Annotated in this window: 27 protein-coding genes; 7 read left to right on the top strand and 20 right to left on the bottom strand. The window is 65.0% G+C overall.

The features are described 5' to 3' along the window. Nucleotides 1-545 precede the first annotated feature (545 nt). A complete protein-coding gene (locus tag V1318_RS10925; protein ID WP_332939693.1) occupies nucleotides 546-1,328 on the bottom strand; it encodes a polysaccharide deacetylase family protein in 783 nt (260 codons plus the stop codon). Between the two features lie 89 nt (nucleotides 1,329-1,417). On the opposite strand from V1318_RS10925, the gene grxD reads away from it, so the two are divergent. After that, nucleotides 1,418-2,344 carry a Grx4 family monothiol glutaredoxin gene (gene grxD / locus V1318_RS10920; RefSeq protein ID WP_332939692.1) on the top strand — a complete coding sequence of 309 codons (927 nt, stop codon included), beginning with the start codon at nucleotides 1,418-1,420 and terminating at the stop codon, nucleotides 2,342-2,344. Nucleotides 2,345-3,193: 849 nt separating this feature from the next. Here the strand turns inward: grxD and V1318_RS10915 are convergent. The 3 genes from V1318_RS10915 to V1318_RS10905 all read right to left on the bottom strand — a co-directional run bounded on the left by V1318_RS10915 (nucleotide 3,194) and on the right by V1318_RS10905 (nucleotide 5,993). After that, the gene (locus tag V1318_RS10915) at nucleotides 3,194-3,754 is read right to left on the bottom strand and encodes a DUF924 family protein (RefSeq protein ID WP_332939691.1); all 561 of its coding nucleotides are present in this window, start codon (nucleotides 3,752-3,754) and stop codon (nucleotides 3,194-3,196) included. A gap of 88 nt (nucleotides 3,755-3,842) precedes the next feature. Beyond that, nucleotides 3,843-4,409 (bottom strand): lysozyme inhibitor LprI family protein, encoded by a 567-nt coding sequence (locus tag V1318_RS10910; protein WP_332939690.1) that lies wholly within the window; start codon nucleotides 4,407-4,409, stop codon nucleotides 3,843-3,845. An 807-nt stretch (nucleotides 4,410-5,216) separates the two neighbouring features. After that, nucleotides 5,217-5,993, bottom strand: coding sequence for an AMP nucleosidase (locus V1318_RS10905; RefSeq protein ID WP_332939689.1), 777 nt, complete (start codon nucleotides 5,991-5,993; stop codon nucleotides 5,217-5,219). Nucleotides 5,994-6,121: 128 nt separating this feature from the next. On the opposite strand from V1318_RS10905, the gene V1318_RS10900 reads away from it, so the two are divergent. Beyond that, nucleotides 6,122-7,585 (top strand): amidohydrolase, encoded by a 1,464-nt coding sequence (locus V1318_RS10900; RefSeq protein ID WP_332939688.1) that lies wholly within the window; start codon nucleotides 6,122-6,124, stop codon nucleotides 7,583-7,585. After that, nucleotides 7,582-8,904 carry an amidohydrolase family protein gene (locus tag V1318_RS10895; RefSeq protein ID WP_332939687.1) on the top strand — a complete coding sequence of 441 codons (1,323 nt, stop codon included), beginning with the start codon at nucleotides 7,582-7,584 and terminating at the stop codon, nucleotides 8,902-8,904. The genes V1318_RS10900 and V1318_RS10895 overlap by 4 nt, the downstream gene beginning before the upstream one ends. Nucleotides 8,905-9,074: 170 nt before the next feature. On the opposite strand, the gene V1318_RS10890 is transcribed toward V1318_RS10895, so the two are convergent. The 3 genes from V1318_RS10890 to V1318_RS10880 form a co-directional block, all read right to left on the bottom strand. Then, on the bottom strand, nucleotides 9,075-9,452 hold the full coding sequence (locus V1318_RS10890) for a VOC family protein (protein WP_332939686.1): 378 nt from the start codon (nucleotides 9,450-9,452) through the stop codon (nucleotides 9,075-9,077). 61 nt (nucleotides 9,453-9,513) lie between these two features. Then, on the bottom strand, nucleotides 9,514-9,894 hold the full coding sequence (locus tag V1318_RS10885) for a VOC family protein (RefSeq protein ID WP_332939685.1): 381 nt from the start codon (nucleotides 9,892-9,894) through the stop codon (nucleotides 9,514-9,516). Nucleotides 9,895-10,053: 159 nt separating this feature from the next. Beyond that, a complete protein-coding gene (locus V1318_RS10880) occupies nucleotides 10,054-10,458 on the bottom strand; it encodes a hypothetical protein (RefSeq protein ID WP_332939684.1) in 405 nt (134 codons plus the stop codon). Between the two features lie 231 nt (nucleotides 10,459-10,689). On the opposite strand from V1318_RS10880, the gene V1318_RS10875 reads away from it, so the two are divergent. The 3 genes from V1318_RS10875 to V1318_RS10865 all read left to right on the top strand — a co-directional run bounded on the left by V1318_RS10875 (nucleotide 10,690) and on the right by V1318_RS10865 (nucleotide 15,274). Beyond that, nucleotides 10,690-12,429, top strand: a complete 1,740-nt coding sequence (locus tag V1318_RS10875) for a caspase family protein (RefSeq protein ID WP_332939683.1) — start codon at nucleotides 10,690-10,692, stop codon at nucleotides 12,427-12,429. A gap of 48 nt (nucleotides 12,430-12,477) precedes the next feature. Continuing rightward, a complete protein-coding gene (locus V1318_RS10870; protein WP_332939682.1) occupies nucleotides 12,478-14,301 on the top strand; it encodes a hypothetical protein in 1,824 nt (607 codons plus the stop codon). Nucleotides 14,302-14,485: 184 nt separating this feature from the next. Continuing rightward, a complete protein-coding gene (locus V1318_RS10865) occupies nucleotides 14,486-15,274 on the top strand; it encodes a hypothetical protein (RefSeq protein WP_332939681.1) in 789 nt (262 codons plus the stop codon). A gap of 42 nt (nucleotides 15,275-15,316) precedes the next feature. On the opposite strand, the gene V1318_RS10860 is transcribed toward V1318_RS10865, so the two are convergent. The 5 genes from V1318_RS10860 to V1318_RS10840 form a co-directional block, all read right to left on the bottom strand. After that, nucleotides 15,317-15,640 (bottom strand): antibiotic biosynthesis monooxygenase family protein, encoded by a 324-nt coding sequence (locus V1318_RS10860; RefSeq protein WP_332939680.1) that lies wholly within the window; start codon nucleotides 15,638-15,640, stop codon nucleotides 15,317-15,319. A gap of 24 nt (nucleotides 15,641-15,664) precedes the next feature. Next, on the bottom strand, nucleotides 15,665-16,036 hold the full coding sequence (locus tag V1318_RS10855) for a VOC family protein (protein WP_332939679.1): 372 nt from the start codon (nucleotides 16,034-16,036) through the stop codon (nucleotides 15,665-15,667). A gap of 50 nt (nucleotides 16,037-16,086) precedes the next feature. Then, the gene (locus tag V1318_RS10850; protein WP_332939678.1) at nucleotides 16,087-16,539 is read right to left on the bottom strand and encodes a hypothetical protein; all 453 of its coding nucleotides are present in this window, start codon (nucleotides 16,537-16,539) and stop codon (nucleotides 16,087-16,089) included. A 257-nt stretch (nucleotides 16,540-16,796) separates the two neighbouring features. After that, nucleotides 16,797-17,039, bottom strand: a complete 243-nt coding sequence (locus V1318_RS10845; protein ID WP_332939677.1) for a hypothetical protein — start codon at nucleotides 17,037-17,039, stop codon at nucleotides 16,797-16,799. Between the two features lie 213 nt (nucleotides 17,040-17,252). Then, complete coding sequence (locus V1318_RS10840; protein WP_332939676.1) at nucleotides 17,253-18,170, bottom strand: M23 family metallopeptidase; 918 nt, start codon at nucleotides 18,168-18,170, stop codon at nucleotides 17,253-17,255. Between the two features lie 177 nt (nucleotides 18,171-18,347). On the opposite strand from V1318_RS10840, the gene V1318_RS10835 reads away from it, so the two are divergent. Continuing rightward, on the top strand, nucleotides 18,348-19,142 hold the full coding sequence (locus V1318_RS10835) for a hypothetical protein (protein ID WP_332939675.1): 795 nt from the start codon (nucleotides 18,348-18,350) through the stop codon (nucleotides 19,140-19,142). A 122-nt stretch (nucleotides 19,143-19,264) separates the two neighbouring features. Here V1318_RS10835 and V1318_RS10830 read toward each other — a convergent pair whose 3' ends face one another. From V1318_RS10830 to V1318_RS10795, 8 genes are all read right to left on the bottom strand, one after another. Beyond that, nucleotides 19,265-19,831: a hypothetical protein gene (locus tag V1318_RS10830; protein WP_332939674.1), complete on the bottom strand. Its 567-nt coding sequence runs from the start codon at nucleotides 19,829-19,831 to the stop codon at nucleotides 19,265-19,267. Nucleotides 19,832-19,856: 25 nt separating this feature from the next. Then, on the bottom strand, nucleotides 19,857-20,276 hold the full coding sequence (locus V1318_RS10825; protein WP_332939673.1) for a hypothetical protein: 420 nt from the start codon (nucleotides 20,274-20,276) through the stop codon (nucleotides 19,857-19,859). A gap of 45 nt (nucleotides 20,277-20,321) precedes the next feature. Beyond that, complete coding sequence (locus V1318_RS10820) at nucleotides 20,322-20,888, bottom strand: hypothetical protein (RefSeq protein ID WP_332939672.1); 567 nt, start codon at nucleotides 20,886-20,888, stop codon at nucleotides 20,322-20,324. A gap of 223 nt (nucleotides 20,889-21,111) precedes the next feature. Beyond that, entirely contained in the window at nucleotides 21,112-21,531 is a 420-nt protein-coding gene (locus V1318_RS10815) for a hypothetical protein (protein ID WP_332939671.1), read from the bottom strand. A 104-nt stretch (nucleotides 21,532-21,635) separates the two neighbouring features. Continuing rightward, nucleotides 21,636-21,941, bottom strand: coding sequence for a hypothetical protein (locus V1318_RS10810; protein ID WP_332939670.1), 306 nt, complete (start codon nucleotides 21,939-21,941; stop codon nucleotides 21,636-21,638). 59 nt (nucleotides 21,942-22,000) lie between these two features. Continuing rightward, complete coding sequence (locus V1318_RS10805; protein ID WP_332939669.1) at nucleotides 22,001-22,393, bottom strand: DUF4279 domain-containing protein; 393 nt, start codon at nucleotides 22,391-22,393, stop codon at nucleotides 22,001-22,003. Between the two features lie 80 nt (nucleotides 22,394-22,473). Further along, entirely contained in the window at nucleotides 22,474-22,860 is a 387-nt protein-coding gene (locus V1318_RS10800; RefSeq protein ID WP_332939668.1) for a hypothetical protein, read from the bottom strand. 460 nt (nucleotides 22,861-23,320) lie between these two features. Beyond that, a complete protein-coding gene (locus tag V1318_RS10795) occupies nucleotides 23,321-24,967 on the bottom strand; it encodes a diguanylate cyclase (protein WP_332939666.1) in 1,647 nt (548 codons plus the stop codon). Nucleotides 24,968-25,050 lie beyond the last annotated feature (83 nt).

Genomic DNA, 25,050 nt, shown 5'->3' with positions numbered 1-25,050 from the left:
GCCTTTTGCAAGAGGGGCGTGAGCCGCGCCCTATAGGAGGGGCAATGAGCCGCGTCTTGCGGAGGGGCGCGAGCGCTCTGCCTTCTGTGGGAGCGGCGTGAGCCGCGATGTCGTCGTAACCGAAGGTGCGCATCGCGACTTACGTCGCTCCCACAGGAAGCAGGGCGCGCTGCTGGGTGCAGAAGCGGTGCGAACCGCGGCGACGGCCATGCCTTCTGTAGGAGCGGCGTGAGCCGCGACCCGCGAAGGCGGCCGAAGCCACGCGGTCGCAGCTTGCGCAGCTCCTACCCAAAGCGGGTGCGCCCTCTACAACGCCCAAGCTTTCTGTGGGAGCGGCGTGAGCCGCGCCTTTTGCAAGAGGGGCGTGAGCCGCGCCCTATAGGAGGGGCAATGAGCCGCGTCTTGCGGAGGGGCGCGAGCGCTGCCTTCTGTGGGAGCGGCGTGAGCCGCGATGTCGTCGTAACCGAAGGTGCGCATCGCGACTTATGTCGCTCCCACCGGAAGCGGAGCGCGCTGCAACGCCCGGCGCGGGTTCCCGCGCTCGGCTAGACCGGTTCGGGCAAGGTGCAGCGGTAGCCGAGCTCACCCAGTCGCTCCAGCAGCAAGCGCATCGTCTCGACATTGCGCCCGTGCCCGGCGCCCTCGTGCATCAGCACGATCGCGCCCGGGGCCAGGTCGCGCTCGATCCGCGCCAGCACCCGTTGCGGATCCGCCGCGACCGCGTCGAAGCCGCGCGCCGACCAGGCCACCCGCGCCAGGCCGTGACGGCGCAACGCCGCGGCCACGAAAGGATTGGCCATGCCGACCACCGCGCGGAACCAGCGCGGCGGGCGCCCGGACAACGCAGTCAGGGTCGCCTGCGCCTCGGCGATTTCCGCCGCCATGCGCCGCGGCGGCAGCGCCCAGAACCAGGCCGCGGGATGCGAGTGGCTGTGGTTGCCGATGCCGTGGCCGCGCCGCACGATCTCGGCCACCAGCTCCGGCCGCGCGCCGGCGCGGCGGCCGACCAGGAAAAACGTCGCCTTGGCCGCGTGCGCGTCCAGCAGGTCCAGCATCGCCACGGTGTCGTCCGAAGGACCGTCGTCGATGGTCAGCCAGACCTCGCGCCCGTCGGGCTGCAGCCGGGACAACACCGGGCTGAACAGGCGCGACTGCGGCCGCAGCGTGGCCCAGAACATCAGCCCGTGGCTGAGCAGCATCGCCGCCAGCCCGATCCGCCAGCCCAGCGCCCACCACAGCGCGATCACCGCCAGCTGCGAGACGCCGAACAGCCACACCCCGGCCCAGGGCCGGCGCGGGATACGGTGCGGGGCGACTAGCGTGCTCATGAGCGGCATCTTAGCGGAGCCCCGGCCGGGCCTTGCGGCCGCAGGCCCCCGCCCCCATGTCGCCGATACCTCACGTCCGGCGTCCCACCATGTCCCTCGACCCCGCGCTGCGCACGCGCATCGAAACCCTGCTCCAGTCCAATCGCGTCGTGCTGTTCATGAAAGGCGCGCCGAACGCGCCGCAATGCGGCTTCTCGGCCAAGGCCTCCGGCGCGCTCAACGCGCTGCTGCCGCAGGGCTATACCCATGTCGACGTGCTGGCCGATCCGGAGATCCGCGAAGGCATCAAGCAGTACGGCGAATGGCCGACCATCCCGCAGCTGTACATCGACGGCCAGCTGGTCGGCGGCAGCGACATCATCGAGCAGATGGCCGGCAGCGGCGAACTGCACGGCGTGCTCGGCCTGCCGGCGCCCGACCGCAGCCCGCCCAAGCTGAGCATCAGCCCGGCCGCCGCGCAGATGCTGCGCGACGCGGTCGCCAATGCCGGCGACGGCTATGCGGTGCAGTTGGAAGTGGACGCGCGCCATAACGTGCGCCTGCAGCTGGCGCCGATCGACAACAACGCCGTCGCGGTGGAAACCGACGGCGTGCGCGTGCAGACCGATTGGGCCAATGCGCGCCGCGCCGACGGCGTGTCGATCGACTGGGCCGACGACGAGCGCGGCCGCGGCCTGGTGATCACCAACCCGAACGCGCCGCCGACCGTGCGCGCGATCAGCCCCGCCGACGCCCAGGCGCGCGTGCGCGACGGTGCGCTGCGCCTGGTCGACGTGCGCCCGGCCGACGAGCGCGCGCTGGCCGCCGTCAACGTGGCCTACGACAGCTTCGACGCCGGTGTGGAAGCGCTGGAAGGCCTGCCCAAGGACACGCCGCTGGCGTTCCTGTGCCACCACGGCGGCCGCAGCGCCCAGGCGGCCGAGCATTTCCGCCAGCGCGGCTTCCGCGAGGTCTACAACGTGGAAGGCGGCATCGAGGCCTGGGCCGACGTGGATGCTTCGATTCCGCGATATTGATCGTTGCCGCATTGCACACGGAACGGCCGCGGAATCCGCGGCCGTTTTCGTTTGCGGCGTTCTGCTTATTGAAGCAGGAGCTGGACCGCTCTGGGGGGAGCGGCGCGGGCCGCGACTTGCACAGGCGGTCGGAGCTTCGCGGTCGCGACTTACGCCGCTCCTACCCAAAGCGGGTCGATCGCTACATTGGGACGGTCGCTACCTGTAGGAGCGGCGCGAGCCGCGGCTTGCGCAGGCAGCCGGCCCGGCGCGATCGCGGCTTACGCCGCTCCTACCCAAAGCGGGTCGATCGCTACATTGGGACGGTCGCTACCTGTAGGAGCGGCGTGAGCCGCGACTTGCGCAGGTAGCCGGCCCGACGCGATCGCGGCTTACGCCGCTCCTACCCAAAGCGCGTCGATCGCTACATTGGGACGGTCGCTACCTGTAGGAGCGGCGCGAGCCGCGACTTGCGCAGGTAGCCGGCCCGACGCGATCGCGGCTTACGCCGCTCCCACAGAAGGCCCCGCCACCGCGTCGGGACGGCCGCTGCGCTGGACCTGCCGCAACCTTGGACGGCTGCTGCGTTGGACCTGCCGCTGCGTTGGAACGGCGGCTACCTGTAGGAGCGGCGCGAGCCGCGACCCGCGCAGGCGGCCGGAGCTTCGCGGTCGCGGCTTGCGCCGCTCCTACCAAAGGCGATTTGCGTCGCCCCGAACAAAACGACTCGGCCCCATAGCCAAGGACCTGATCGCGGCTGCCGCGAACTGCTCCCTGTGGGAGCGGCGTAAGCCGCGATCGCGCCACTGCGGCCGCGTCGAAATCGCGGCTTACGTCGCTCCCACAAAAAACACCAAGCCCTGGCGACGCTCAGCCCTGGAACCCGTCGTTATCGAGATAAGCCTGCTCGTCCGGCGTGCTCTCCCGCCCCAGCGACCGGTTGCGATGCGGGAAGCGGCCGAAGCGTTCGATGATCTGCAGATGCTGCACCGCCCACTGCGCCGGGTCGGGCACGCCTGCGGTGGCCGGCAGACCGCGGTGCAGCTCGACCGAGCGGCGCTGGTCGTCCATCGCTTCGGAATGCTCGAACGGCAGATAGAAGAACGCGCGCAGCGCGGCCTCGGTGCGCCGGTCGTCGCCGCGCTCCACCGCCTGGCGGGCATACATGCGCGCCAGCGGGTCGGTGGCGTAGGCATGCGCGCTGCCGCGGAAGACGTTGCGTGGGATCTGATCGAGCAGGATCAGCAGCGCCAGCGCGCCGACCTCGCCCTGACCCATCCAATCCTCGTGCTCGCGACGCGCGGCGCGCAGGTGCGCCTCCAGGAAGCCGGCGCGGCAATGCGCGTCGAAGCGGTCGTCGCGCTCGAACCAGCGCGCATAGCCGGCTTCGCGCCAGAAATCGACGACGTCCTGAGCGGTGGGTTCGGTCACGGCAAACCTCGCGATGGGGGCAGGCCGCGCACCTTAGCAGGCCGTGCGCGCAGCAAACGCGAAGGCGTTCAACACAGCGTTGCGCGCCTTACAGGCTGTCGTCGCCCAGCTGGGTTTCCAGTTCGGTGATCCAGGCGGTGGTGATGCTTTCCAGCGTCACCGCGTGGATCAGCGGCCGGATCGGCCCGGTCGAGTACGACTGCGAGATGAAGCGCGCATAGCGCTCACGGAACGACAGCCAGGCGCGGTGCGCTTCCTCGAAGGTGGCGCGGCCGTCGCCATCGAGCTGGCGGCGCAGGTGCTCGACCAGCCCGCGCAAACGCGCGTCCACCTGCTGGAACTCGGCGATGGCCTGCCGGTTCATGTCGTCCTGGCTGACGCCGTCGTCGTCGCTCTGGCGCGCGACTTCCTCGGCCTTGCTGAAATAGTTGTCGGCCAGGCGCGCGGCGGTCTCGGCCTTGCCGATCAGGCGCGTCTCGAAGCGGCGCAGGTCGTCGAGGCTGGTGTTACTGCCGTCCAGGCCCTGTTTGAGCGCCAGCAGTTTCTGCCCACGCTCGATCGCGTCGACGGTGCCGCGGCGCTCGACCCGACGCTGGAGGAAGTAGAACGTCCAGGTGAGTAAGGCGCCGATGAGGAGATAGATGACCTGTTCCATGGTGGTGTCCCGATGCTGGACGCCAGTGTGCGCGACAGAGGTCTCAGGGGGTGCGATGTCGCGTGCTTGCGGTCGCAAATCAGGTTGCTGAACGCTGATTTTCAGGGCTGGCGGCGGTGGTGCCGCGGAAAAGCCTGGGGACCGGCGGGCGGGTCGCGGGAGGCACGGTTGGGGTGCAGGCCAAAGCAAATCCTCCCCAACCCTCCTTTGTCAAAGGAGGGAGCAGAGCCGCAAGCTTCCAGCCCCCTCAAAGTCTCTTACCTCCCCCTTTGAAAAAGGGGGACCGAGGGGGATTTGCTTTTGCTTCCCCGCGAGCGCCCGCCACACCGCAACGGTGCGGTTCGCCTTCGGCTCACCACACCCTACGACCTTCGCTGCATCCGAAGATCTCCTGCCTCCCCCTTTGAAAAAGGGGGACTGAGGGGGATTTGCTTTTGCTCCCCCGCGAGCGCCGCCACACCGCGACGGTGCGGTTCGCCTACGGCTCACCACACCCTACGGCTTTCGCTGCAAAGGGCTTTTGCCTCCCCCCCCCCTTTGAAAAACTTTTGCCTCCCCCTTTGAAAAAGGGGGACTGAGGGGGATTTGCTCTTGCTTCCCCGCGAGCGCCCGCTACAACGCAACGGTGCGGTTCGCCTTCGGCTCACCGCACCCTACGGCCTTCGCTGCATCCGAAAGTCTCCTGCTTCCCCCTTTGAAAAAGGGGGCCGAGGGGGATTTGCTTTTGATTCCCCGCGAACGCCCGCCACACCGCGACGGTGCGGTTCGCCTTCGGCTCACCGCACCCCACGGCCGTTGCTAGAGCGCCTACTCGTCGAACCGCAAATGCCGCACCGACTTGCCATGCCGCCGGATCAGCTTCAACGCTTCGATGCCGACGTTGATGTGGTTGTCCACGTACTCCGCGCTGACCTTGGCGTCGGAGGCCTCGGTCTTCACGCCTTCCGGAATCATCGGCTGGTCCGACACCAGCAGCAGCGCGCCGCAGGGGATGCGGTTGGCGAAGCCGGCGGCGAAGATGGTGGCGGTTTCCATGTCGATGGCCATGCAGCGCATCGCGCGCAGGCGCTCCTTGAAAGCCTCGTCGTGTTCCCAGACCCGGCGGTTGGTGGTGTACACCGTGCCGGTCCAGTAGTCGTGGCCGAGGTCGCGGATCATGGTCGAGACCGCGCGCTGCAGCGCGAACGCCGGCAGCGCCGGCACTTCCGGCAGCAGGTAATCGTTGGACGTGCCCTCGCCGCGGATCGCCGCGATCGGCAGCACCAGGTCGCCGAGTTCGTTCTTGCGCTTGAGGCCGCCGCACTTGCCCAGGAACAGCACCGCCTGCGGCATGACCGCCGACAGCAGGTCCATCATGGTGGCCGCGTTGGGGCTGCCCATGCCGAAATTGATCATGGTGATGCCGTCGGCGGTGGCGCTGGGCATCGGCCGGTCCAGGCCGACCACTTCGGCGCCGGTCAGGCGGGCGAAGGTGTGCAGGTAGCCGCCGAAATTGGTCAGCAGGATGTGCTGGCCGAACTGGTCCAGGGGCACGCCGGTGTAGCGCGGCAGCCAGTTCTCGACGATCTGTTCTTTGTCTTTCACGGTCGATAGCCTTTCTAGTTGTTGTATGCCCATTGTGGCACCGCCCATGACTATCGTCAGGGTTGGCGGCGCCGGAGGGGCCGGCTAGGGTTCGGGGCTGAGCTTGCCGTCACTTTGGGGATCCCACCATGCTTCGACCTTTGCTGGCAGGCTGCGGCCTGGCCCTGCTGGTCGGCGCCGCGCACGCGGCCCCGCCCGCGCCCGCCGCCGGCTCGCGCTTCACCCAGGACCCGTATCCCAGCACCTACCGCCCGCTCGGCGCCGGCCCGGTCCTGCTGCAACACGCCACCGTGCTGACCGGCACCGGCCAGCGCCTGGACGACGCCGACGTGCTGATGCAAGACGGCAAGGTGGTCGCCGTCGGCACCGCCCTGGACGCGCCGGCCGACGCCACCCGCGTCGATGCCACCGGCAAGTGGATCACCCCCGGCCTGATCGACGTGCACTCGCACCTGGGCGTGTACTCCAGCCCCGGCGTCAGCGCCCACAGCGACGGCAACGAAATGACCAGCCCGGTCACCCCCAACGTCTGGGCCGAGCACTCGGTCTGGCCGCAGGACCCGGGCTTCGCCGCCGCCCTGGCCGGCGGCATCACCACCATGCAAGTGCTGCCGGGTTCGGCCAACCTGATCGGCGGCCGCGGCGTCACCCTCAAGAACGTACCGGCCACCACCTACCAGGCGATGAAATTCCCGGGCGCGCCCTGGGGCCTGAAGATGGCCTGCGGCGAAAACCCCAAGCGCGTCTACGGCGGCCGCAATACCTCGCCGGGCACGCGCATGGGCAACGTCGCCGGTTACCGCGCGGCCTTCATCGACGCCAGCGAGTACGTGCGCAAGAACACGCCCAAGGCCGAGCAGCCCAAGAAGAAGCGCAGCTGGTGGCAGAGTTCGTCCAACGGCAACGGCAATGGCGCCGCCGCCGACAGCGACAAGGACGCCGGCGGCAAGCGCGACCTCAAGCTCGACACCCTGGCCGGCGCCATCAAGGGCGACATCCTGGTCCACATCCACTGCTACCGCGCCGACGAGATGGCCACCATGCTGGACCTGGCCAAGGAGTTCGGCTTCAAGGTCAGCGCCTTCCACCACGGCGTGGAGGCCTACAAGATCGCCGACCGCCTGGCCGCCGAAGGCGTGTGCGGCGCGCTGTGGGCCGACTGGTGGGGCTTCAAGATGGAAGCCTTCGACGGCATCCAGGAAAACATCGCCCTGGTCGACCGCCCGCAGAACAGCTGCGCGATCGTGCACTCCGATTCGCAGGAGGGCATCCAGCGTTTGAACCAGGAAGCGGCCAAGGTGATGGCGCACGCCAAGCTGGCCGGCATCGACATCCCGCCCGAGCGCGCGATCCGCTGGCTCACCCAGAACGCCGCCAAATCGCTGGGCGTGCTGGACAAAACCGGCACCCTGGAGACCGGCAAGATGGCCGACGTGGTGGTGTGGAACGGCAACCCCTTCAGCGTCTACGCCAAGGCCGAACAGGTCTACATCGACGGCGCGCGCATCTACGACCGCAACGACCGCAACCGCCAGCCGACCTCGGACTTCCTGCTCGGCCAGGGCGCCCGCGCCGCCGGAGGTGCGCCGTGAGCCGCGCCACCGCCCCGCGCCTCGGCCTGCTGCGCCGCTGCGCCACGCTGGCCCTGGCCTGCGGCCTCGCCCTGCACGGCGCCGCGTTCGCCCAGGACGTCCTGATCCGCAACGCCACCGTCCACACCGCCACCGCCCAGGGCAGCCTGCAGGGCGCCGACGTGCTGATCGGCAACGGCCAGGTGCGCGCGATCGGCAAGGGCCTGCAAGCGCCGGCCGGCGCCCAGGTGATCGAAGCCGAAGGCCGCCCGCTCACCCCCACCTTGTTCGGCGGCATCACCGAAATCGGCCTGGAGGAGGTCTCCGGCGAGAAAGCCACCGTCGACCGCACCGTGGCGCTGGGCGCCGAGACCAAGGAAATGACGGTGCGGCCGGAATTCGACGTGACCCTGGCCTACAACCCGGAGTCGGTGCTGATCCCGGTCACCCGCATCGAAGGCATCGGCTGGACGTTGCTGGGCGCGGGCACCGCCACCGGCGGCTCGATCGTGGCCGGCCAGGGCGGCGTGGTGCGCCTGGACGGCAGCCCCGACCCCACCGGCGCGCGCGTGCTGTTCGTGAAGCTGGGCGGCGACGCCTCCGGCCTCAGCGGCAACTCGCGCGCGGCGCAATGGATGATCCTGGACCAACTGATCGCCGAAGCGCGCGGCCGCATCGGCCCCGACGCCAACGCCGCCCTGCTCACGCCGGCCGGGCGCGCCACACTCGCGCGCTACCTCGGCGGCGGCGGCCGAGTGATGGTGGGCGTGGACCGCGCCGCCGACATCCGCCAGCTGCTGCGCTGGTCGGCGCGCCACGGCGTGCGCATCGCCATCGCCGGCGGCGCCGAGGCCTGGAAGCTGGCCCCGCAACTGGCCGCGGCCAAGGTGCCGGTGTTCGTCGACCCGTTGGCCAACCTGCCCGGCGACTTCGACCAGATCGGCGCCAGCATGGAAAACGCCGCGCGCCTGCGCGCCGCCGGCGTCGCGGTCGGTTTCAGCCAAAGCGGCGACGCCTCGCACAACGCGCGCAAGGTCCGCCAGCTGGCCGGCAACGCCGTCGCCGCCGGCCTGCCCTGGGCCGACGGCCTGGCCGGCCTCACCCGCGTGCCCGCCGAAGCCCTGGGCGTATCCGCCGAACTCGGCAGCATCGCCCCCGGCCACCGCGCCGACCTGGTGCTGTGGAGCGGCGACCCGCTGGAAGTCAGCACCGTCGCCCTGCAGGTATGGATGAACGGCCGCGCCATCGAAATGCGCAGCCGCCAGACCGAACTGCGCGACCGCTACCTGCGCCCGGAGAATGGCTTGCCGCGCGCGTACCCGGCGCCGACCGGGCGGTAAGGGGCAAGCTGCAGCGGGCCGCGACGCGGCTCGCTGCACTCATGCCGCCCTCATGGCTCTCTGTGGGAGCGGCGTAAGCCGCGATCGCGCACCCCCGGCTACCGCGAAATCGCGGCTTACGCCGCTCCCACAGAAAGCAGGCGCCGTCTTCGCCTCCGCGTCACGACGGCCTACAGCGGAACGTTGATCACCGCCTCGACGGCGTGCCCATCCGGATCGATCAAGAACGCCGCGTAGTAATGAGGGCCATAGTCCGGTCGCAAGCCGGGCTTGCCGTTGTCCGTGCCCGCGACCGCCAAAGCCTGCGCATGGAACCGATCGACCGCCGCGCGCGACGGAGCGGCGAACGCCAGGTGGAATCCAGGCCCAGGCGGCGCCGAACGTGGTCGTAGCTTGAGGCAGAGCTGGTCTTCTCCGTCCACCAGCCCATAGCCGATGGCGGTCTCGTCTTCGAACACGCGTCGATAGCCCAAAGCGCCGAGCGCGGCGTCATAGAAGGCGCCGGCCTGGTGCAGATCGGCCACGGCAAGAGAGACGTGATGCAGCATATGAAAACCCCGATGTCTGGCACGGCCCTAGCCATGCAGCGGATTGCGCTCCGGTGAAGCGCTAAAGCGCATTCTGCCGCAGCTGGAATACGTTGCCCTCGGGATCGCGCCCGTCGCACACCCGAACCCCGCGCGCCTGCCACTCCCGCTCGGGCGGCCACAACTCACCGCCCAGGTCCACGGCCAACGAGCGCGCGCTGTCGATGCTGGCGACCGGCAGGCACAGCTTGATGCAGCCCTCCTCGCGGAGCGGATACGCAGCCGCCTCGGCAGCGTCGGAGTAGGGAATGGCGTGGACGATCAACTGGAACCCCGCCGCCTCCAGCACCACATGCTCCTGGTCGGCATGCGCGACCGTCATGGCCGCGACGCCCTGGTAGAACGCGGAGATCCGCTCGACGTTGTCCACGAACATCACCGCGGCTGGGGATGGCAGGCTCATCGATCGCCTCGCTAGGAATCGGGTATGGCGACCCGTAGCTTGCCCGAAACCGGGCGCGGCTTTCGATGCAGATGCCTGAAGGGCTGGGCTGACCCGGATAACCCAGATCCGACCTCCGCCATCGCGGACGCTGCGGTGCCATCACCCGGCGCGCTGCCCCTACTCGCCGGCCTGCCGACGCTTGCCCGTGTGGCCTAGGCGGGCCTCGTCCACCTGGGCAGACAGCTGCCGCACCACCTCCGGCTGCTCCCGGCAGAAGCGCGCATTGGCCGCCAAGGTGCCCCAACGCAGCGCCGCGGCCAGCTCGTCGTCCGCCCGCTCCAGCAGGCGGCGCTGGCTGTCGGCCGATACCTGCAACTCCAAGGTTTCCAACGCGACCTCCAACAAGCCGCGCGCCTCCTCCATCGCCCGTTGTGTCCGGTCGGTGGCGTGCAGGCACAAGCGGTCCAGCCGATCCGGGCCTAGAGCGGCCAGGGCGATGGCGTCGGTCGTGGGGTCGGTCGAAGCGGGCCAGAGCTGCAGCAGCAGGTCGGGCGGGAGGGCGAGTTGGTTGGGGAGGGTCATGGCTGCGGTCCTTGCCTATGGAAGGGTCGGAGGCGTCGGCCAATACGGTCCGGGCGCGCTCCGGACACTCTTATATCGATGGTTTCTGGATATCGGAAAAGTAGATACTCCAGACCAGGAAAAATAACGAGCTTCGATCTTGATTACGACCGCAATGTAGCTTAGATATTTCGCTAATAACGAATATTGAGCCCCGCCAGTCAAATTTAACTACTAGAAGGCAAGGCAACCATGCGCGACGTTCGCTTCTACCTAAAACCAAAATACGGGCGCAGCCATGCTCTCATTATCGGAATAAACACATATATCCGTTGCAATCCACTGAGCTATGCCGTGAATGACGCAACAGCGGTTCGCGACAAGTTGGTGAAGGATTTCGATTTTTCTTCGGAAGATGTAACTCTACTACTAGACGAAAATGCGACGGCAGATGCGATACGCAGAGCATATCTGCGCTTCTGCAACTCAGACATCGAGCTTGACGATCGACTCTTGATCTTCTTTGCAGGCCACGGCTCGACACGCAGTGGAATGCGCGGAGAGGTCGGCTATCTGGTCCCAGTTGATGCAACCCCTGATGATCTATCAACGTTGATCCGCTGGGACGACCTCACTCGCAACATCGAGATGATTCCAGCGAAACACATCCTCTTCGTCATGGATGCCTGTTATGGCGGCCTGGCAATCACACGTACTTTTCAGTCGGGCAGCGCTCGCTTCTTGAAGGACATGCTCAAGCGTGTATCACGCCAAGTCCTCACTGCCGGAAAAGCAGACCAACAGGTTGCAGACTCTGGCGGTCCGATTGCGGGTCACTCCGTTTTCACCGGACATCTCCTGCAAGGGTTAGGCGGAGAGGCGGCAACGCCGGACGGTGTGCTGACCGCAAGCGGCCTAATGTCTTACGTATACGGCAAGGTGGCGGCAGATGCCGGCTCGTTTCAGACACCTCATTTTGGACACATAGATGGAGACGGTGACTTCATTTTCCGAGCCCCGAAATTCGGTTCCGATGCCACAAGCGATGCGATCGATATCGACTCGATGTTGGTCGTCCCATACCCCGATGAGCCAACTCCGCGATCTGACCTTCCATCCAAGATACTCCGCGTAAAAGAACTTTTGAGTGACCGTGAACGATCCATAGAGCTACATGACTTCACTGTAGATGAGGTGAAGCGCTTCCTGTCCGCAACTGGTGAAGACGCATTCAAATCCGATGGGACTTTTACCATTGAAGAGGTGATTGACCGACTGACGCGCTACGAGTCGCACACCAAGGACCTGGCTACAATCGAAGCTTGCATCGCCTACTGGGCCGCCCCTTCGCACCGCCAGATCCTCCGTAAAGCTCTAGCTCGATCGACAGATCGTCTCGACATACGCGGCGGGCTACTCAGTTGGCTGACCCTTCGCTGGTACCCCCTTGTTATTCAAACCTATTGTGCAGGCATTGCCTCAACAGAGGCGGGGCGCTATGACACACTTTCAGACTTACTTCTGACAGAGGTTCAAAGCGGCGAGGACACAATGACCGTATTCCGCGCAGTATCACGCGCGATCCAGGAGTTTGCTCAGGCAGAAATATTCAAGCGATTGCCTGGACATGAGCGTCAGTACACCCCCATGAGTGAATATTTGTTCAAACAGCTTCAGCCACAGCTGGACAACGCCCTGTTCATGGGCCGCAATTATGAGCGAGCGTTCGATGAATTTGAGATCATGCTTGCACTGGTTGCTGTTGATCAAAAACTACAAGCCCATCAGAGTGCATGGGGACCAGTCGGCAGATTTGGCTGGAAGCACCAAAACAACACACCGTCGCCATTAACGCAACTAATCGATCGCATCAAAGCAGAGGGAAGCAAGTCGCCTGCACTTCAGCACGGACTGTTCGGCGGGGACGAAAATCGCTTCTCGGAAGCTGCCAATAAGTGCTCCGCAATTGTATCGGCACTCAATTGGTACTGATGATCGCTGACCATCGTCAGCAAGAGCTCAATTTTAGCTGATCGCGCCATGCTCACAGCCCCCTCTTACGAGGACTTCACTCTAGTCACAGATGATCCTTCACTCGCAGCGAAGATCTCTGCGCTGTTCACACGTCCGCGCCGATACTTTTCGGTGATGGATGGCCCTCGCCTCAGCCGACCTGACGCGAACAATGAGGTAGTGCGCCGTCGCAACGCAATCATCATGACGAAAGCTTCACGCGTGCTGCTCGGCGGCCTTCCACCTGATGCCGTGAGCGCAATTCGCCCAGGCTGGAAGAATTGCATCATTTCCGATCAGTATGACGACCATATCCTTGCCCTTCGAGGCCTCGTCAAACGCCCAAAAGATGCTCTTCGTTGGGGGCGCGATAACCTGGGTGTAGGTGTCTACCAGGCTCGTCTTGCGCGTAAGGAGCTTCAACTAGATTTGGACACATCACCATCGTTAGATGATGTCCATGTAGGCCGCCACCTTCTCGTTGCTTGCGAGCGCGGAGATGTGTTGTCAGAAGTAATCGCTAGCAACCTGGCTTTTTCCTGCGGCGCATCCTTCAGCGTGTTCCCAGAACTCCCTGAGGACGACCGAATCGCTTGGCTGGAAGAGATATACGCCCTAGGGGAAGGCGCCGACTTAACCGGTCGTTTCGGCGACTTGTGTCAGCGTGCGCGAGCGCACCTAAAAGCGCTTGATCCGACGCGCTACAAGACCATCCTGTTTGTGACCTCTGGATTTCCCTGGGGCATTGCGCTTCCCGAGGTCGCCACCACCCACATGTACAGATATCCGGATCTCGGACGCTCAACTATTGAGGGAATCTGGGCATCACAGAATAACGAGCGCAGCGCGAGAACCGCACTACTGATCGACCCACAGACCGTCGAAGGCTCGGAGATTCCCGCAATCAGCCGCGCATTAATGAGGAATGGAACGCTCACTCGCACCCTTCGCGGCGCGAGTGCAACCAAATCTCGAGTTCAGTTCCTGTTGGACCTATTGCCTCACGACATCATTGTTCTTTCGAGCCACGCAGGGGACGCCCCGGGAGATCGCATCACGTACCGATATCCAGACACCGAGGGAAATACACGCACGCTTGTCGTCGATCGCGTCGTGAGCGTCGGCTCAGAGCCAATCGCGGACAAACTTAGAGTCATGTCATACATCCGATTCCATTCGCTTGATGGTGTTGATTGGCGAGACCGCGCAGGAAAAGCCGCACTACCTGTTGGGAGTGCCATCAACAGTTGGAGCGAGATAGTCGGGGCAGATCGTAATGACTATGTCGTCGCGGAAGAGCCCATTACCCGAGTGACCGGGTCAATGGCGATGCTACTGCATGATGGCATTTGGCTGTTCGCATCACACGGCTTCGCATCTGATTCCTCCCCCTTGTTTATCAATAACTCCTGCTGGTCATGGCATGAAATAAGCTTGAGAGCCATGTTCGCTGGTGCGCGTGGCTACCTGGGAACCCTGTTTCCAATCACCGACGCAGAGGCCCAGGAGGTTACAAGCACTCTATTTGGCCGATACATAGATCGAAATATCGTCTTAGGTTTGTGGCTAGCACAGCGCGATGTCTACGCCCCCTCCATGCGACGTCCCTATGTCCTGGTTGGCCTTCCATTTGTAGCTGTTCGCCCCAACACCACTGATCCCCTAACGCATTTGCTCAAGACCTATCACGAAGCCATCTCGCACTGGAAGGATCTCTCGATCAGTTCGCCGCACGAGGACGTTCGCCAGAACGCACGACTATCCTCAAGGTTCCTTGACGACGATCTGCAAGCATTCCTCCGAAGCCTTAATGCTAAAAGTCGGACTAAGCTTCGCAGATGGAAAATTTGATCAAAGTCACTTTTCCCAGGCGTCAACCTTGCCAAGCGGGACAAGGAAGTCCGCAACGAAGAATAGGGGTCAGAGCCATTTTTAAATCGCACCCTCCTAGACACTGAACGATAGTTTTGTTGATGCTACGCAAGACCTGCTCAATGCACATGGCCAGGGTGAATTTCCGAAGAGGCATCTAAGAATGAAGCGCGGAACGAAGCCACTCAATATTTCCGACGTTGGCCGCTGGACGATGCACTCCCAGGAAACCTCTGCACCAGAGGTCTTTCGTGACAGGCTGTTGAAGCCGACTTCGCAGATATACCATCGACTGGAATGGGGATATGCGAAGCAGATTTTTGAACACGCTAGACTTCGCCTATCTCCGGTTAACGCTTGGCCGGACCCATACGAGAAATGGTGCTACAACGTGTTTAAACAGGCGATCAAAGAAGCGCCAAACATCAATGCATACGCGATGTGTTTCACCAGCAGCCGGTACGATGAACCCGCTTGGCGTTTTATTGGATACGAGAAATCCGAGCCCATAGTCCGTATCCGCTGCAGGGTATCTGACCTTCTCACGGCTGCAACAAACAGCCTTAGCTCCCAGCCGGGCAAGTGGCTTATCGGAGCCGTTCAGTACTGCCCCGAACGTCGGTTTCGGATGCTCGCTTCTAGTCCAATATCAGAAGAGATGTGGGAGCCGAAACACGTGCATGATGCTCCCCGTGCTGCCGCCTCAACGCTGCTCTTGAAGCGTCGCGCATTCCGCTTCGAGAAAGAAGTCAGGCTAATCTTCATCGACCAAAGCAACTCGACTCGGCAGAGCGAGATATTTCTTCCGATAGACCCAGCAATAATCTCTGACGTGATGGTTAGCCCGCACAATAACAGCAGCTTCCCAATGATCCGAGAGGAGCTCATGCGCTTTGGGTGGAAACCGCGCAGGTCAGGCGTACTTAAACCACCCGCCTGGATGTGTGACTAAGCAAGAAATGGGGTCAGAGTCATTTTTCCAAGAGCGTCACCCTTATGGAAGCGGCGCAAGAAAATCCGCCACCGGCTCCAAGATCAGTTCGGGCAGCCCCTCGGCGATGCACGCGCGCATTCGGTCCCACGCCTCGGCATCCACAGACGGAAGCGCGAGCCCCTCGGCCCTAGCCGCCGCCGACGGCCACTGCGTGTAGCTGTACCAGATGTCGTCCGGTCCGCGGTGCAGACGCGACCCCAGCGAGCCGCGCTCGCTCAGCAGCAACTCGGTGACCCGCGACCAGGCCTCGACGAAGGCATGCTCGGAGCCGGGATGCAGGCGCCAGCGATAGAGGGCGCAGAAGGCCGGGTTGTCATTACTCATGCTCGCTCCACTGGCGCGTTGCTTTCATTGATCTTTGCTGGAATACAGCGCGATCCGGTTGCCTTCCGAATCGCGCACTTCCGCGCGGAATCCGTAGCCGCCGATGGCATGGACGTCGCCGAGGAGCTCCCCGCCGTTGGCCAGCGCCGCCGCGAGCGCCGCCTTCAAGCGCCCCTCCACCTCGAACCAGAGCATGACGCCGTCCAGGGAGGGCCGGGCCGCATCGCCCGTCACCAGGCAGCCCATCTTCTGGCCGTCCGGCGTCGGTAGTACGCCGATCGGGATGGAGCCGCTTTGCTCTTTGCTGACGGCGGCGCCCAGCACGGCCGAGTAGAACGCGATGGCGCGGTCCAGATCGGCGACCGGGATGTCGAACCAGGCGATGTTGTGCTTCATGGGCTGACTCCTACCGAACCTCATGCGGGACAGATCCCGGCATTGCGGACTCAGCGCAGACGGCCGGCCTTGTGCAGGGACAACGTGTACGCAAGGAAACCCGAGATGACCAGCAGAGACAGCAGCACGCCATTGCGGCCGGTCTCCGGCAAGAATATCAGCCCGCTCACGATGTAGGCGGTGAAGCCGTAGCTGGCCAGTTTGCGCTGGAACAGCAGGAACACACCCGACAGGAACAGCAAGGCGGGGCGCGTGAGTTTCAGCATGATCGCCATGGGCGAGGTAACGCCCACCAGGGAATCCCAAGTCGACAGCGCCAAGTAGAGGATCCCCCAAAACTGCAGCACGCAGAACACCGCGATCAGCGAGGACACGACGAGACGGGCGTAGTCGCCCCGCGTCCTCTTGCCGGCGGGCTGGGCCTTGGCGTCTGGCGACGTGGATTGTGGGGGCTGGTATGGGTTGCTCATATCGTCCGACTGGGTGGCCTGGTGCAGCCACATGAGGAAATCACAGTCGGAAGCCGGGTCGAACCGGATTCCGCATAGAAATTCGCTTCGACGCCAGTTCCGCTTTAGGACTTGATCAGCGCACCTTGTCGATCATTACGCATTCCGATACCAACAGCGCTAACGACTTGTTCTTTGCCGTTGCCAGTCCGGCACGCAGCTCGAACCCGAACCAAGTGTCGTCGAATTGCTGGAGCTGCAACGGGCTCGCCTTTTTGGCTGACGCGGCGCATGCCCCACCCCGTCTTCCGCTAGGCCGGATCACGCAGCGCCCGATACACGCCGATACCAAGGAACAGGGCGACCTGGCATAGCAAGAGAACAAGCCAAGGCGCCTTGAATGCGACCAGCACCAGCGCCGATAGCAGCGCCGACATCAAGGCCCAGAGGAAGCTGTAGTCGTATGCCTCGCCATCCGACTCGAACCGGCCGGCGCGAAAGAACGTCACCGCGCAAACCAGCGCCAGCATTAGTTCGATGCTGATCCCCCCCATGCCCTTCCCTCCACGGCGCCCTTGATATCTACGGCTTACAAAAGGTTACTCGATGCTCGCATCAGTCTGCTCCGTGTTCGCCGACCAGAAGCAATCTAGTCCCGGCGCAGTCAAGACGCAGCGGTATGGCATCGCCTCGGGCGACTAGCAAGCGAGAGGCCCGCCGATGGGCGAGCCTCTCTGGCAACACGGGGCAGGTCCCGCCCCTATCGCCTACTTCTGCGGCGGCGGAAGGTCCGGCTTGATGATCTCGCGCTTCTGGCCCGGGTCCTGCTCCGGCAGCAAGGCGCCCTTCAACGGGACCCACTTGGCCGGGTCGGCGTTGGCCTGCGGGTCCATCGAGACTTCCTGGCGGCGCGCGTTCTCGAACTGGAACGGGATCGCGTCGCAGCTGTCGCAGGGTTTCAGGTGCACGTGGGTGTGCGGGCCACTGGAGGCGCCGGTGTTGCCGGAGCGGCCGATGTATTGGCCGCGGTAGATCTTGGGCCGGGAGCCGGCCGGGACATAGATGTCGTCGTAGTAGGCGCCGTCGTGGACGGGGCCGGCGTTGGCGTCCTTCACGTAGATGCCGGTCTTGGGGCACAGCTCGGCCGGGATCGAGCCGGACTTGAGGTGCGCGATCAGCATCACCGAGCCGTCGGCGGTCTTGATGTTGAGGTGGTTGCCCGAGCGCGGGATGGTGCAGCTGCAGGTCTTGAAGTCGTCGCAGACGTTGCCGTCCTTGTCGTCGTCGCCGCAGCCGTCGCGCTCCGGCAGCACGCCGCCGGGCTTTGGGTTTTCCGGCGCGTTGCGCCAGCAGGTGACCACTTCGCCGTCGGCGGGCGCGTACAGCTTCATGCCGAAGATGAGGTCGGCCTCGTTGGTGCCCGCGGGGCTGCCGTACCGGTCGCGCGTCCATTTCTTGGTGCCGGTGTCGAAGCGCATCACGCCCAGGTCGCGCCCTGGGCTGGGCATGTTGCCGGGCCCGGCCGGTTGCTTGGAATTCGGGCGGTGATCGCCGCTGACGTAATACACCACCGACGGCAATGCATCGTCGTTGCTGTCGGCGCCGGGAAAGCGGTAGAGCTTGGCGGCCGGCGCGCGTACGCCGGTGCCCTGTGCCGGGGCCTCGCCGACGACAGCCCACGACAACGCCAGCCCACACAGGAACGCAGCAGCCCCCATCCTTGATCGGTCCATGACGGTCTCCTCGCAGCGCAAGGCACCGGGATTGGCGCCCAGCGGATTGCATGACGGTGTGCAACGGCCTTGCCGTGAGACCGCCCGGGCCCCTCCTGCCCAGGCGCGCCGACTGTAGGCCGCGCCCTCGTGAACGCCGCGCAAAAATCGCCAGTGCCCGTCTTGAGCAGAAACCCGGCCGGCGGCTGTCTTGCCCCTGTCATGGCGCTGGCATCGAATCCACAACGGCTCAAGCGCCGGGAGACGGCCATGGTTTCGTTCCGCATCCGAATAGCGCGCCGGGCGTCGAAGGCCACCAGCGGCATGGCCCGGGGGCTGGCCTGCCTGCTGCTCCTGCCCGCCGCGGGCTGGGTGGCCGGCGATGCGCAGGCCCAGCAGTGGCGGCTGGCCAAGGAGAAGGACGGCATCCGGATGGAAACCCGGCGCATCCCCGGCGCACGCTTCGACGAGCTGCGCGTCAGCACCTCGCTGAAGGCGTCGCCGGAGGCGATCGCGGACTACCTGTTCGGCAAGTACCTGGACGAGAAGAACCGCAACATCCGCCGCAGCTTCGTCCAGCGCGGTCGCGACGTGACCGTGTGGTCGGACGTGCTCAGCACGCCGGTCACCAGCGAGCGCTGCTACTCGATGCGTTTCGAGCGGCACGCGCCCGGCAACGGCGAGATCCGGGTGAAGTTCGTCTCGCTGGACTACGTGGGCAAGAAGCCGACGCCCGACTGCATCGCGCTGCGCTCGCGCGGCGAGTGGGTCATGACGCCCACGGGCAATGGGACACGGTTGACCTATGTGTCGTTGACCGACTTCGGCGGCAAGGTGCCGGCGATGCTGGCGGAACGTTCGCTGTCCTCGGCCGCGGTGTCGAGCCTGCGCAAGGTGGTGGCGGGCTCATCGGGGTTGGCGTTGCCTCGGGGGATCGACGACTGAGCCAGCGCCCAGGTTCCGTGGCGATGCGCGATGCGGTTCGCTGCGCTCACCACATCCTACGGTCTGGGCTGAATTGAGCTTCGGGCAAGGGGTCAGGTTCGTTACCGGTGCGACCTTCCGGCTCAGTCCGCAAGCTCGTACCAGCCTTCCGCTCGCCGCCTGCCCTGCCGCCAATCCTCTCTGCAAGGCTTGCGCTCCATGGCCGAAGCGTCCGAAAGGTAGCGGCGCGCCGTGTGTTTGACCGGAAAGCCACCGCCCCAGAAGAAGTCCACCATCACACCGCAGGCGTCTTCCTGGCTGATGTGCACCGCATAGGCGAGGTCCCGGTACGGCGCAGGCACCTGCAGCACCGTCACCGTCTCGCCCGGCACCGCCAAGGCGGTGGCCCAGGCGGCCGCGGCCCGGTAGCGCGGCAGGTCGCGCTGGAATTGCCAGTCGCGGATCAGGTGCCCGATCTCGACACCGGCGGGAATGACCGCCAGCACGGCCAATGCCGCGATGCATCCCTTCAGGCGTTGCCCCTTCGCGCGCGTGAGCGCCCAACTCAGGCAGGCCAGGAACAGTAGGCCGGCCGCGAGGAAGGCGCCCATGGCGAACAGTTGCTTCAGCCCCGTCGGCCGCGCTGCAAAGGCTGCGATGCCGCATAGGCAGGTCAAGGACAGTGCGCCGACTATTCCGAAGAATCTCATTCGTCCTCCGACGCTTACTACCTGATTAGCGCAGCCGCCCAGCCCTGTGCAGATGCAAGGTGTACGCCAGGAACCCGGAGATGGCCAACAACGATAGCAGCGCACCGTTGCGCCCCTCTTCGGGCAGGAACACCAGCCCGCTGACGATGTAGACCGCGAAGCCATAGCTGGCGAGCTTGCGCTTGAAGGCCAGCATCACGCCCGACAGGAACAGCAACGCGGGACGCGTCAGCTTGAGCAACAGCGACGCCGGCGACCCGACCTCCACCAGCGAGTCCCACCACGACAGCATCAGATACAGGATCGTCCAGAACTGGATTACGCAGAAGGCCGCGATCAGCAGCGACACGACGGTATAAACGTAGTCGGCGCGAGTACGCTTTCTGACTGGAGGCGCATCCGCGACGCGCGATGTCGACTGAGGCGCTTGGTGGGAATTGCTCATGCTTCGTCTCTGAGCGTTTACGGGCGGTGTTTCAAGCGGATGAGGTCAGGACGACGCCGGCGGCGTTGAATCCGGACGGATACTCGATTCACCGGGCGACTCCGTCATGCCGGTGCTGCCCGAGAACGCTTCGACCAGACTTCTGCGCCAGCGGCCGGCAATGACGCCCGAGCCGCCCAGGTCGATGGCGGCCGCTTCGTCGATGTTCGCGAGGGCGGTTTGCGACAGCGCCGCGTGCGGCGCGGTCTCGGCCAACAATGCGGCCAGGGCGCTGATGGACTTGTAGTAGGTCGCATGGTCTTCCAGCAGCGACACGGCCTTTTCCTGGAAGCCGGGGTCGACGTGGGCCGCCGTCGCGCACAGCTGAGGCGATGCCCAGCTGCCGGCGCGGATGCAGCGCCACAGCTCGGACAGGACTTGATCGGATACGCGCCGGCACGCGATGGCGACGCAGGCGATGTTGTGGAAACGCCAATCGCGTGCACGCAGCAGCAAGCTCAGGTCGCGCTCCAGATGCGCTTGCGTGGGCTCCGTGAGCGCGTTCCTGAGCTTGCCGATCTCTGCTTGCGCTTGCGGGCCCCGCAGCGACATGAAGGCCAGGTAGTTGGCCACGCCCAGCCTGCAGGCCTTGCCTTCGAACTCGCTGTCCTGGAAGAACAGCGTTTGCAGCGCTGCGTCTTCGGCTTCCTGATCGGCGGGAGGAAAGTCACGCATACGAAGCGCCCAGCCCGGCTGCGGTATCGTGACGCTGTCTCATGGCGTGTCGGCCGCTGGGAAGATGAGATGCGCCAACCGAGCAAACGGAAGTCGGGATACGTCGCGTCGTCAGGTCCAATCAACGCACCTTCCCGGCCGCCGGGCAATCCGACGCCAGCAGCTTAAAGGATTTGTTCTTCGCCGCAGCCAGCTCGACGCGGAGCTCGAACCCCGACCAGGTGCCGTCGAATTGCTGAAGCTTGGCTAGGCGGTCCTCGAGTCCGCTGAATTCTGCATCGATTTTGCCAGCGGACTCAGCGCATGCGCTCCCTTGGAATTGCCCGTAAACCCGCGCGCTGTCCTGCTCGATTACAGCGATCTGCCGCTCGTAGCAGGCCCCCAGGATGTTCCCGCAGCCGCCGAAGAAGCACTCCTCACGGGCCTGTTCGGATTCCTTGAGGCAGGCCTGATACTCAGCCGTCGCGGCGGCTCTTGGATCTTGAGCTTGGGCGACGCTCGCGTGTGCGACGAACGCCATGAGCAGAACAATTTTCTTCATAACCCCTAACCCAGAAAATCATACAAGGCATCGACCCCGCTCCGATGAAGGCTGCAAGACGGCACCACCCACTCTTCTGGCTGGGCTCCATCATGGCGGTCGATTCATGGCTCGACTCGTGTACACACACCGTAGATCGCGCTTGGCCCGATCCAGCCATTGATGAAACCACGGTTGTTGCCGATCTGGAACCGCTGGCCCTGGATGGCTTTGACGAGGTGGAGATACTCGTTTCCGCCTACCTTGCATAGCACGATGTCTCCCACGCTCAAGGCCGACAGATCCGCGATCGGTTCCACGGTGCACAACTGCCCCGATTCGATCTTGCCCGTCATCGATCCACCGCTAGGGCGGAACGCCACCGTCTCCCCGCTCTTGAGTTTGGCGATGTATGCCGTTGCCCACCCCATGCTTGTCTCAGCTCCTGTTTTCCGATATCGGCAAGCACCAACTCATGTACGAACCGTACTCATTCCACGGTAGGGCCGTAGATATCGACCCCTAGCTCGATGCCTCGTTCGCCTAGCGCAAGCAAGGTCTTCGGCGAGATCGACACACCCTCGTTGCCGCCGCCCATGAACCAGCCGCAGAACAGATCGATGCGGTAATGCTCCGAGAGTTTGCGCCAGACGGCGAGGTCGGGCGTCAGCTGCGCCAGCAGCTCCGCGACCTGCGCGTCCAGGTTCTCGGGTTCCGTGGCCCTGGCGGACAGGCTCCATAGTCCGGAGGAAGGTGTCCGCCCGCGTCCTGGCGAGGACTCCCGCTGTTCGCCTTTGGCATGCGAGTCCGTAGGTGCCGCGCCCAGCCATGCCGTGATCTCGCCAGGCTGCAGGTCCTTGCCGGAGACGCGGAGCGTCGCCATCGATTTACTTAGGTGTGCCATGTGGACTCGATCGGGTCTGGCCGGGACTGAGTCGTGCCGGCTGGCCACGACAGCTTTCACTAATCACACGGGAAAGCTAGAAGCCCCTCCTCCGCCAAGGCCTGCATTACATCAGGCAGGATGTACTTTTGCCACGGAATGGTGCCCTCTGGATCCTCGCGCCGAAGATACTCCCCGCCATCGAATGCCAAGTAGATGTCCAACGGGAAGCCCCGGAGGTCAATATCCATGATTGCGAAGAGCTGGTTCATAGCCGCGTCTCCATCCGCATAGGACATCTCGCCGTTTACGAACTCCTCTGCCACCATTTTGGCGAATAGATAGCAAAAACGAGCCTTGTCCACCCCATGCTTAGCGCAGAATGGCTGGAAGCCATCGGGCCACAACGGATTTCCTCGATTGGATTCAATCGTCAGCTCAATCAGTTGATGAAGGTCTTCTTCCATAGGCTTCACTGCTCGACTCGTGTGCATACGCCGTAGATCGCGTTGGGCCCGATCCAGCCATTGATGAAACCGCGGTTGCTGCCGATCTGGAACCGCTGCCCATGGATGGCTTTGACGCGTCTGACCCGACTTCATGGTCCAAACGAAGCCGACGGACGCTCGCCTTCGGACGCCATGCCTAGCTTATGCCAAGTGTTCTTTGGATCCTCGGCATTGGCGTTGCCTGGGGATCGGCAGTTGAGGCAACCAGCGGGCAGTGCGCGCTTTTCAAGCATCTTCCACGAAGACGACGCGACGCCCTTCGCCGCGTAGCCTGCGTTCTGTGGGAGCGGCGTAAGCCGCGATCGCGCAATTCCAGAATCGCGGCGCCTGCCACGCGCCGGCTATCGCGGCTTACGCCGCTCCCACAGGAAGCCGGGTATGGCAGCATCGGGCCGGCGCACGCGCGCCCACGGCCGGCCTACACCGCCGCCTGCGCATCCAACAACACCACCCGGTTGCGCCCCTCGTGCTTGGCGCGGTACATCGCCGCGTCGGCGCGCTGGATCAGGGTGGCGGCGCTGTCTTCGGGGCCGCATTCGACCACGCCGATGCTGAGGGTGAGCGCGACCGGTACGCCCTTGACCTCGCGGCAGCGGCGCTCGACCTTGCGCCGGATCTGTTCGGCGGTGTCGCGCGCGACCGCGTCGCCGACGCCGGGCAGCAGCAGCAGGAACTCTTCGCCGCCGATGCGGCCGAGCTGGTAGACCGGCATGGTCTCGGAATGGATGCTCTCGGTGACCGCGCACAGGCAGGCGTCGCCGACCGGGTGGCCGTAGGTGTCGTTGATGGCCTTGAAGTGGTCCAGGTCCAGGAACAGCACCGACAGGGCCTGGCGCTTGCGGCGCGCGTCGGCGACGGCGCGGTTGAGGCGGGTGATGATGCCGGCGCGGTTGAGCACGCCGGTCAGGGCGTCGTGCTCGGCGTGCAGCTGGGCAACGTCGCGTTCGCGGCGGAAGGTCAGCATGCGGTCGGCCAGGCCCAGCACCAGCACCACCGCGGCGAAGGCCTGCATCACCGGCAGGCCGTATTCCAGCAGCGGGGTCAGCGGCACGCCGGCGCTGAGCTGCATCGCGCGCGCGGTCGAGACGGTCACCAACGGCACCCAGGCGATCAGCACGAAGCCGGCATGGCGGCCGCCGCGCAGCCAGACCGTACCCAGGGTGGCGATCGCCAATAGGTTGGCCAGCATCAGCAGGCCGTTGCCCAGCGGCGGGAACCAGGCCTTGCTCACCGGCCAGGGCGAGACCAGGCCGACCAACAGGGCCAAGGGCAGCCAGGCGCCGACGATCAGCAGGGCGCGCGTGAGCCAGGGCGCGCGCGGGCGCAGGTCGGCGAACTCGATCAGGAACAGCACGGTGACGATGGTGGAGGAGGTGGCGACGAACCAGATGCCGGCCACGCCGAAGCGGCCCAGCCAGGACAGCATGGGCAGGGTGTAGGCGTCGCCGTAGGCGCACAGCACGTACAGCAGCTGCAGCAGCATGCTGGCCGAGAACAACAGATAGACGCGCTCGCGCAGCTGGGTCCAGAACAGCAGCACCACCAGCGATACGCCGACCAGGATGCCCATGCTGATCCACAGCACGCGCACGTGGCGGTGGTCCTCGACGGCGTAGTCGGCGCTGGAGCGCACGGCGATCTGCAGCGGGTAGCGCGCGCCTTCCACGCCGACGTAAACCGGCCCGGCCGCGCTCAGCGGGAACGCCAGCGCGCGCCGCGAGTGGCTGGGCTGGGCGCCGGCGTCGAAGATGGTGGCGCTGCGCGGGCGGTAGTCCGGCGGCGCCAGCACGGTGATGCGTGCGCTGAAGGGGTGGTAGACCAGCAGCACGCGCGGCTCTTCGGAGGACTCCGGGCGCAGCCGCCACCAGCCGCGGCCGCCCTGGGCGCCGGCGAGCTGGGCCGCGCCGGGCTGGGCGCGGTAGGCCGTATCGGGCAGCGCGCGCAGGGCTTCGAGCGAGGCGGGCGGGGCTACGGCCAGGCGTTCGACGCGCACGATGCCGGAAGCCCACGCCTGCGCGCAGACACCGCACAACACCAGCCAGGCCGCGATCCAGACTCGTTTCATCGGTCCCCCGCGTCCGGCCCAGTGTCGGCCCGGGCGATGCGCGCCACAAGCCCCCGCGCGACGTATGCTGGCGGCGTTTCGGA

Source organism: Lysobacter sp. CCNWLW3 (assembly GCF_036697405.1).
GTDB lineage: Bacteria > Pseudomonadota > Gammaproteobacteria > Xanthomonadales > Xanthomonadaceae > Lysobacter.
Note: the sequence above shows the minus strand (reverse complement) of the source record. Positions and strands in the feature narration are given on the sequence as shown.

Excerpts from the sequence above, each read along its gene's own strand:
- V1318_RS10925 (WP_332939693.1), bottom strand. The coding sequence starts at position 1,328 with ATGAGCACGCTAGTCGCCCCGCACCGTATCCCGCGCCGGCCCTGGGCC.
- grxD (WP_332939692.1), top strand. The coding sequence starts at position 1,418 with ATGTCCCTCGACCCCGCGCTGCGCACGCGCATCGAAACCCTGCTCCAG.
- V1318_RS10910 (WP_332939690.1), bottom strand. The coding sequence starts at position 4,409 with ATGGAACAGGTCATCTATCTCCTCATCGGCGCCTTACTCACCTGGACG.
- V1318_RS10900 (WP_332939688.1), top strand. The coding sequence starts at position 6,122 with ATGCTTCGACCTTTGCTGGCAGGCTGCGGCCTGGCCCTGCTGGTCGGC.
- V1318_RS10890 (WP_332939686.1), bottom strand. The coding sequence starts at position 9,452 with ATGCTGCATCACGTCTCTCTTGCCGTGGCCGATCTGCACCAGGCCGGC.
- V1318_RS10885 (WP_332939685.1), bottom strand. The coding sequence starts at position 9,894 with ATGAGCCTGCCATCCCCAGCCGCGGTGATGTTCGTGGACAACGTCGAG.
- V1318_RS10880 (WP_332939684.1), bottom strand. The coding sequence starts at position 10,458 with ATGACCCTCCCCAACCAACTCGCCCTCCCGCCCGACCTGCTGCTGCAG.
- V1318_RS10875 (WP_332939683.1), top strand. The coding sequence starts at position 10,690 with ATGCGCGACGTTCGCTTCTACCTAAAACCAAAATACGGGCGCAGCCAT.
- V1318_RS10870 (WP_332939682.1), top strand. The coding sequence starts at position 12,478 with ATGCTCACAGCCCCCTCTTACGAGGACTTCACTCTAGTCACAGATGAT.
- V1318_RS10865 (WP_332939681.1), top strand. The coding sequence starts at position 14,486 with ATGAAGCGCGGAACGAAGCCACTCAATATTTCCGACGTTGGCCGCTGG.
- V1318_RS10860 (WP_332939680.1), bottom strand. The coding sequence starts at position 15,640 with ATGAGTAATGACAACCCGGCCTTCTGCGCCCTCTATCGCTGGCGCCTG.
- V1318_RS10855 (WP_332939679.1), bottom strand. The coding sequence starts at position 16,036 with ATGAAGCACAACATCGCCTGGTTCGACATCCCGGTCGCCGATCTGGAC.
- V1318_RS10850 (WP_332939678.1), bottom strand. The coding sequence starts at position 16,539 with ATGTGGCTGCACCAGGCCACCCAGTCGGACGATATGAGCAACCCATAC.
- V1318_RS10845 (WP_332939677.1), bottom strand. The coding sequence starts at position 17,039 with ATGGGGGGGATCAGCATCGAACTAATGCTGGCGCTGGTTTGCGCGGTG.
- V1318_RS10830 (WP_332939674.1), bottom strand. The coding sequence starts at position 19,831 with ATGAGATTCTTCGGAATAGTCGGCGCACTGTCCTTGACCTGCCTATGC.
- V1318_RS10825 (WP_332939673.1), bottom strand. The coding sequence starts at position 20,276 with ATGAGCAATTCCCACCAAGCGCCTCAGTCGACATCGCGCGTCGCGGAT.
- V1318_RS10815 (WP_332939671.1), bottom strand. The coding sequence starts at position 21,531 with ATGAAGAAAATTGTTCTGCTCATGGCGTTCGTCGCACACGCGAGCGTC.
- V1318_RS10810 (WP_332939670.1), bottom strand. The coding sequence starts at position 21,941 with ATGGGGTGGGCAACGGCATACATCGCCAAACTCAAGAGCGGGGAGACG.
- V1318_RS10805 (WP_332939669.1), bottom strand. The coding sequence starts at position 22,393 with ATGGCGACGCTCCGCGTCTCCGGCAAGGACCTGCAGCCTGGCGAGATC.
- V1318_RS10800 (WP_332939668.1), bottom strand. The coding sequence starts at position 22,860 with ATGGAAGAAGACCTTCATCAACTGATTGAGCTGACGATTGAATCCAAT.
- V1318_RS10795 (WP_332939666.1), bottom strand. The coding sequence starts at position 24,967 with ATGAAACGAGTCTGGATCGCGGCCTGGCTGGTGTTGTGCGGTGTCTGC.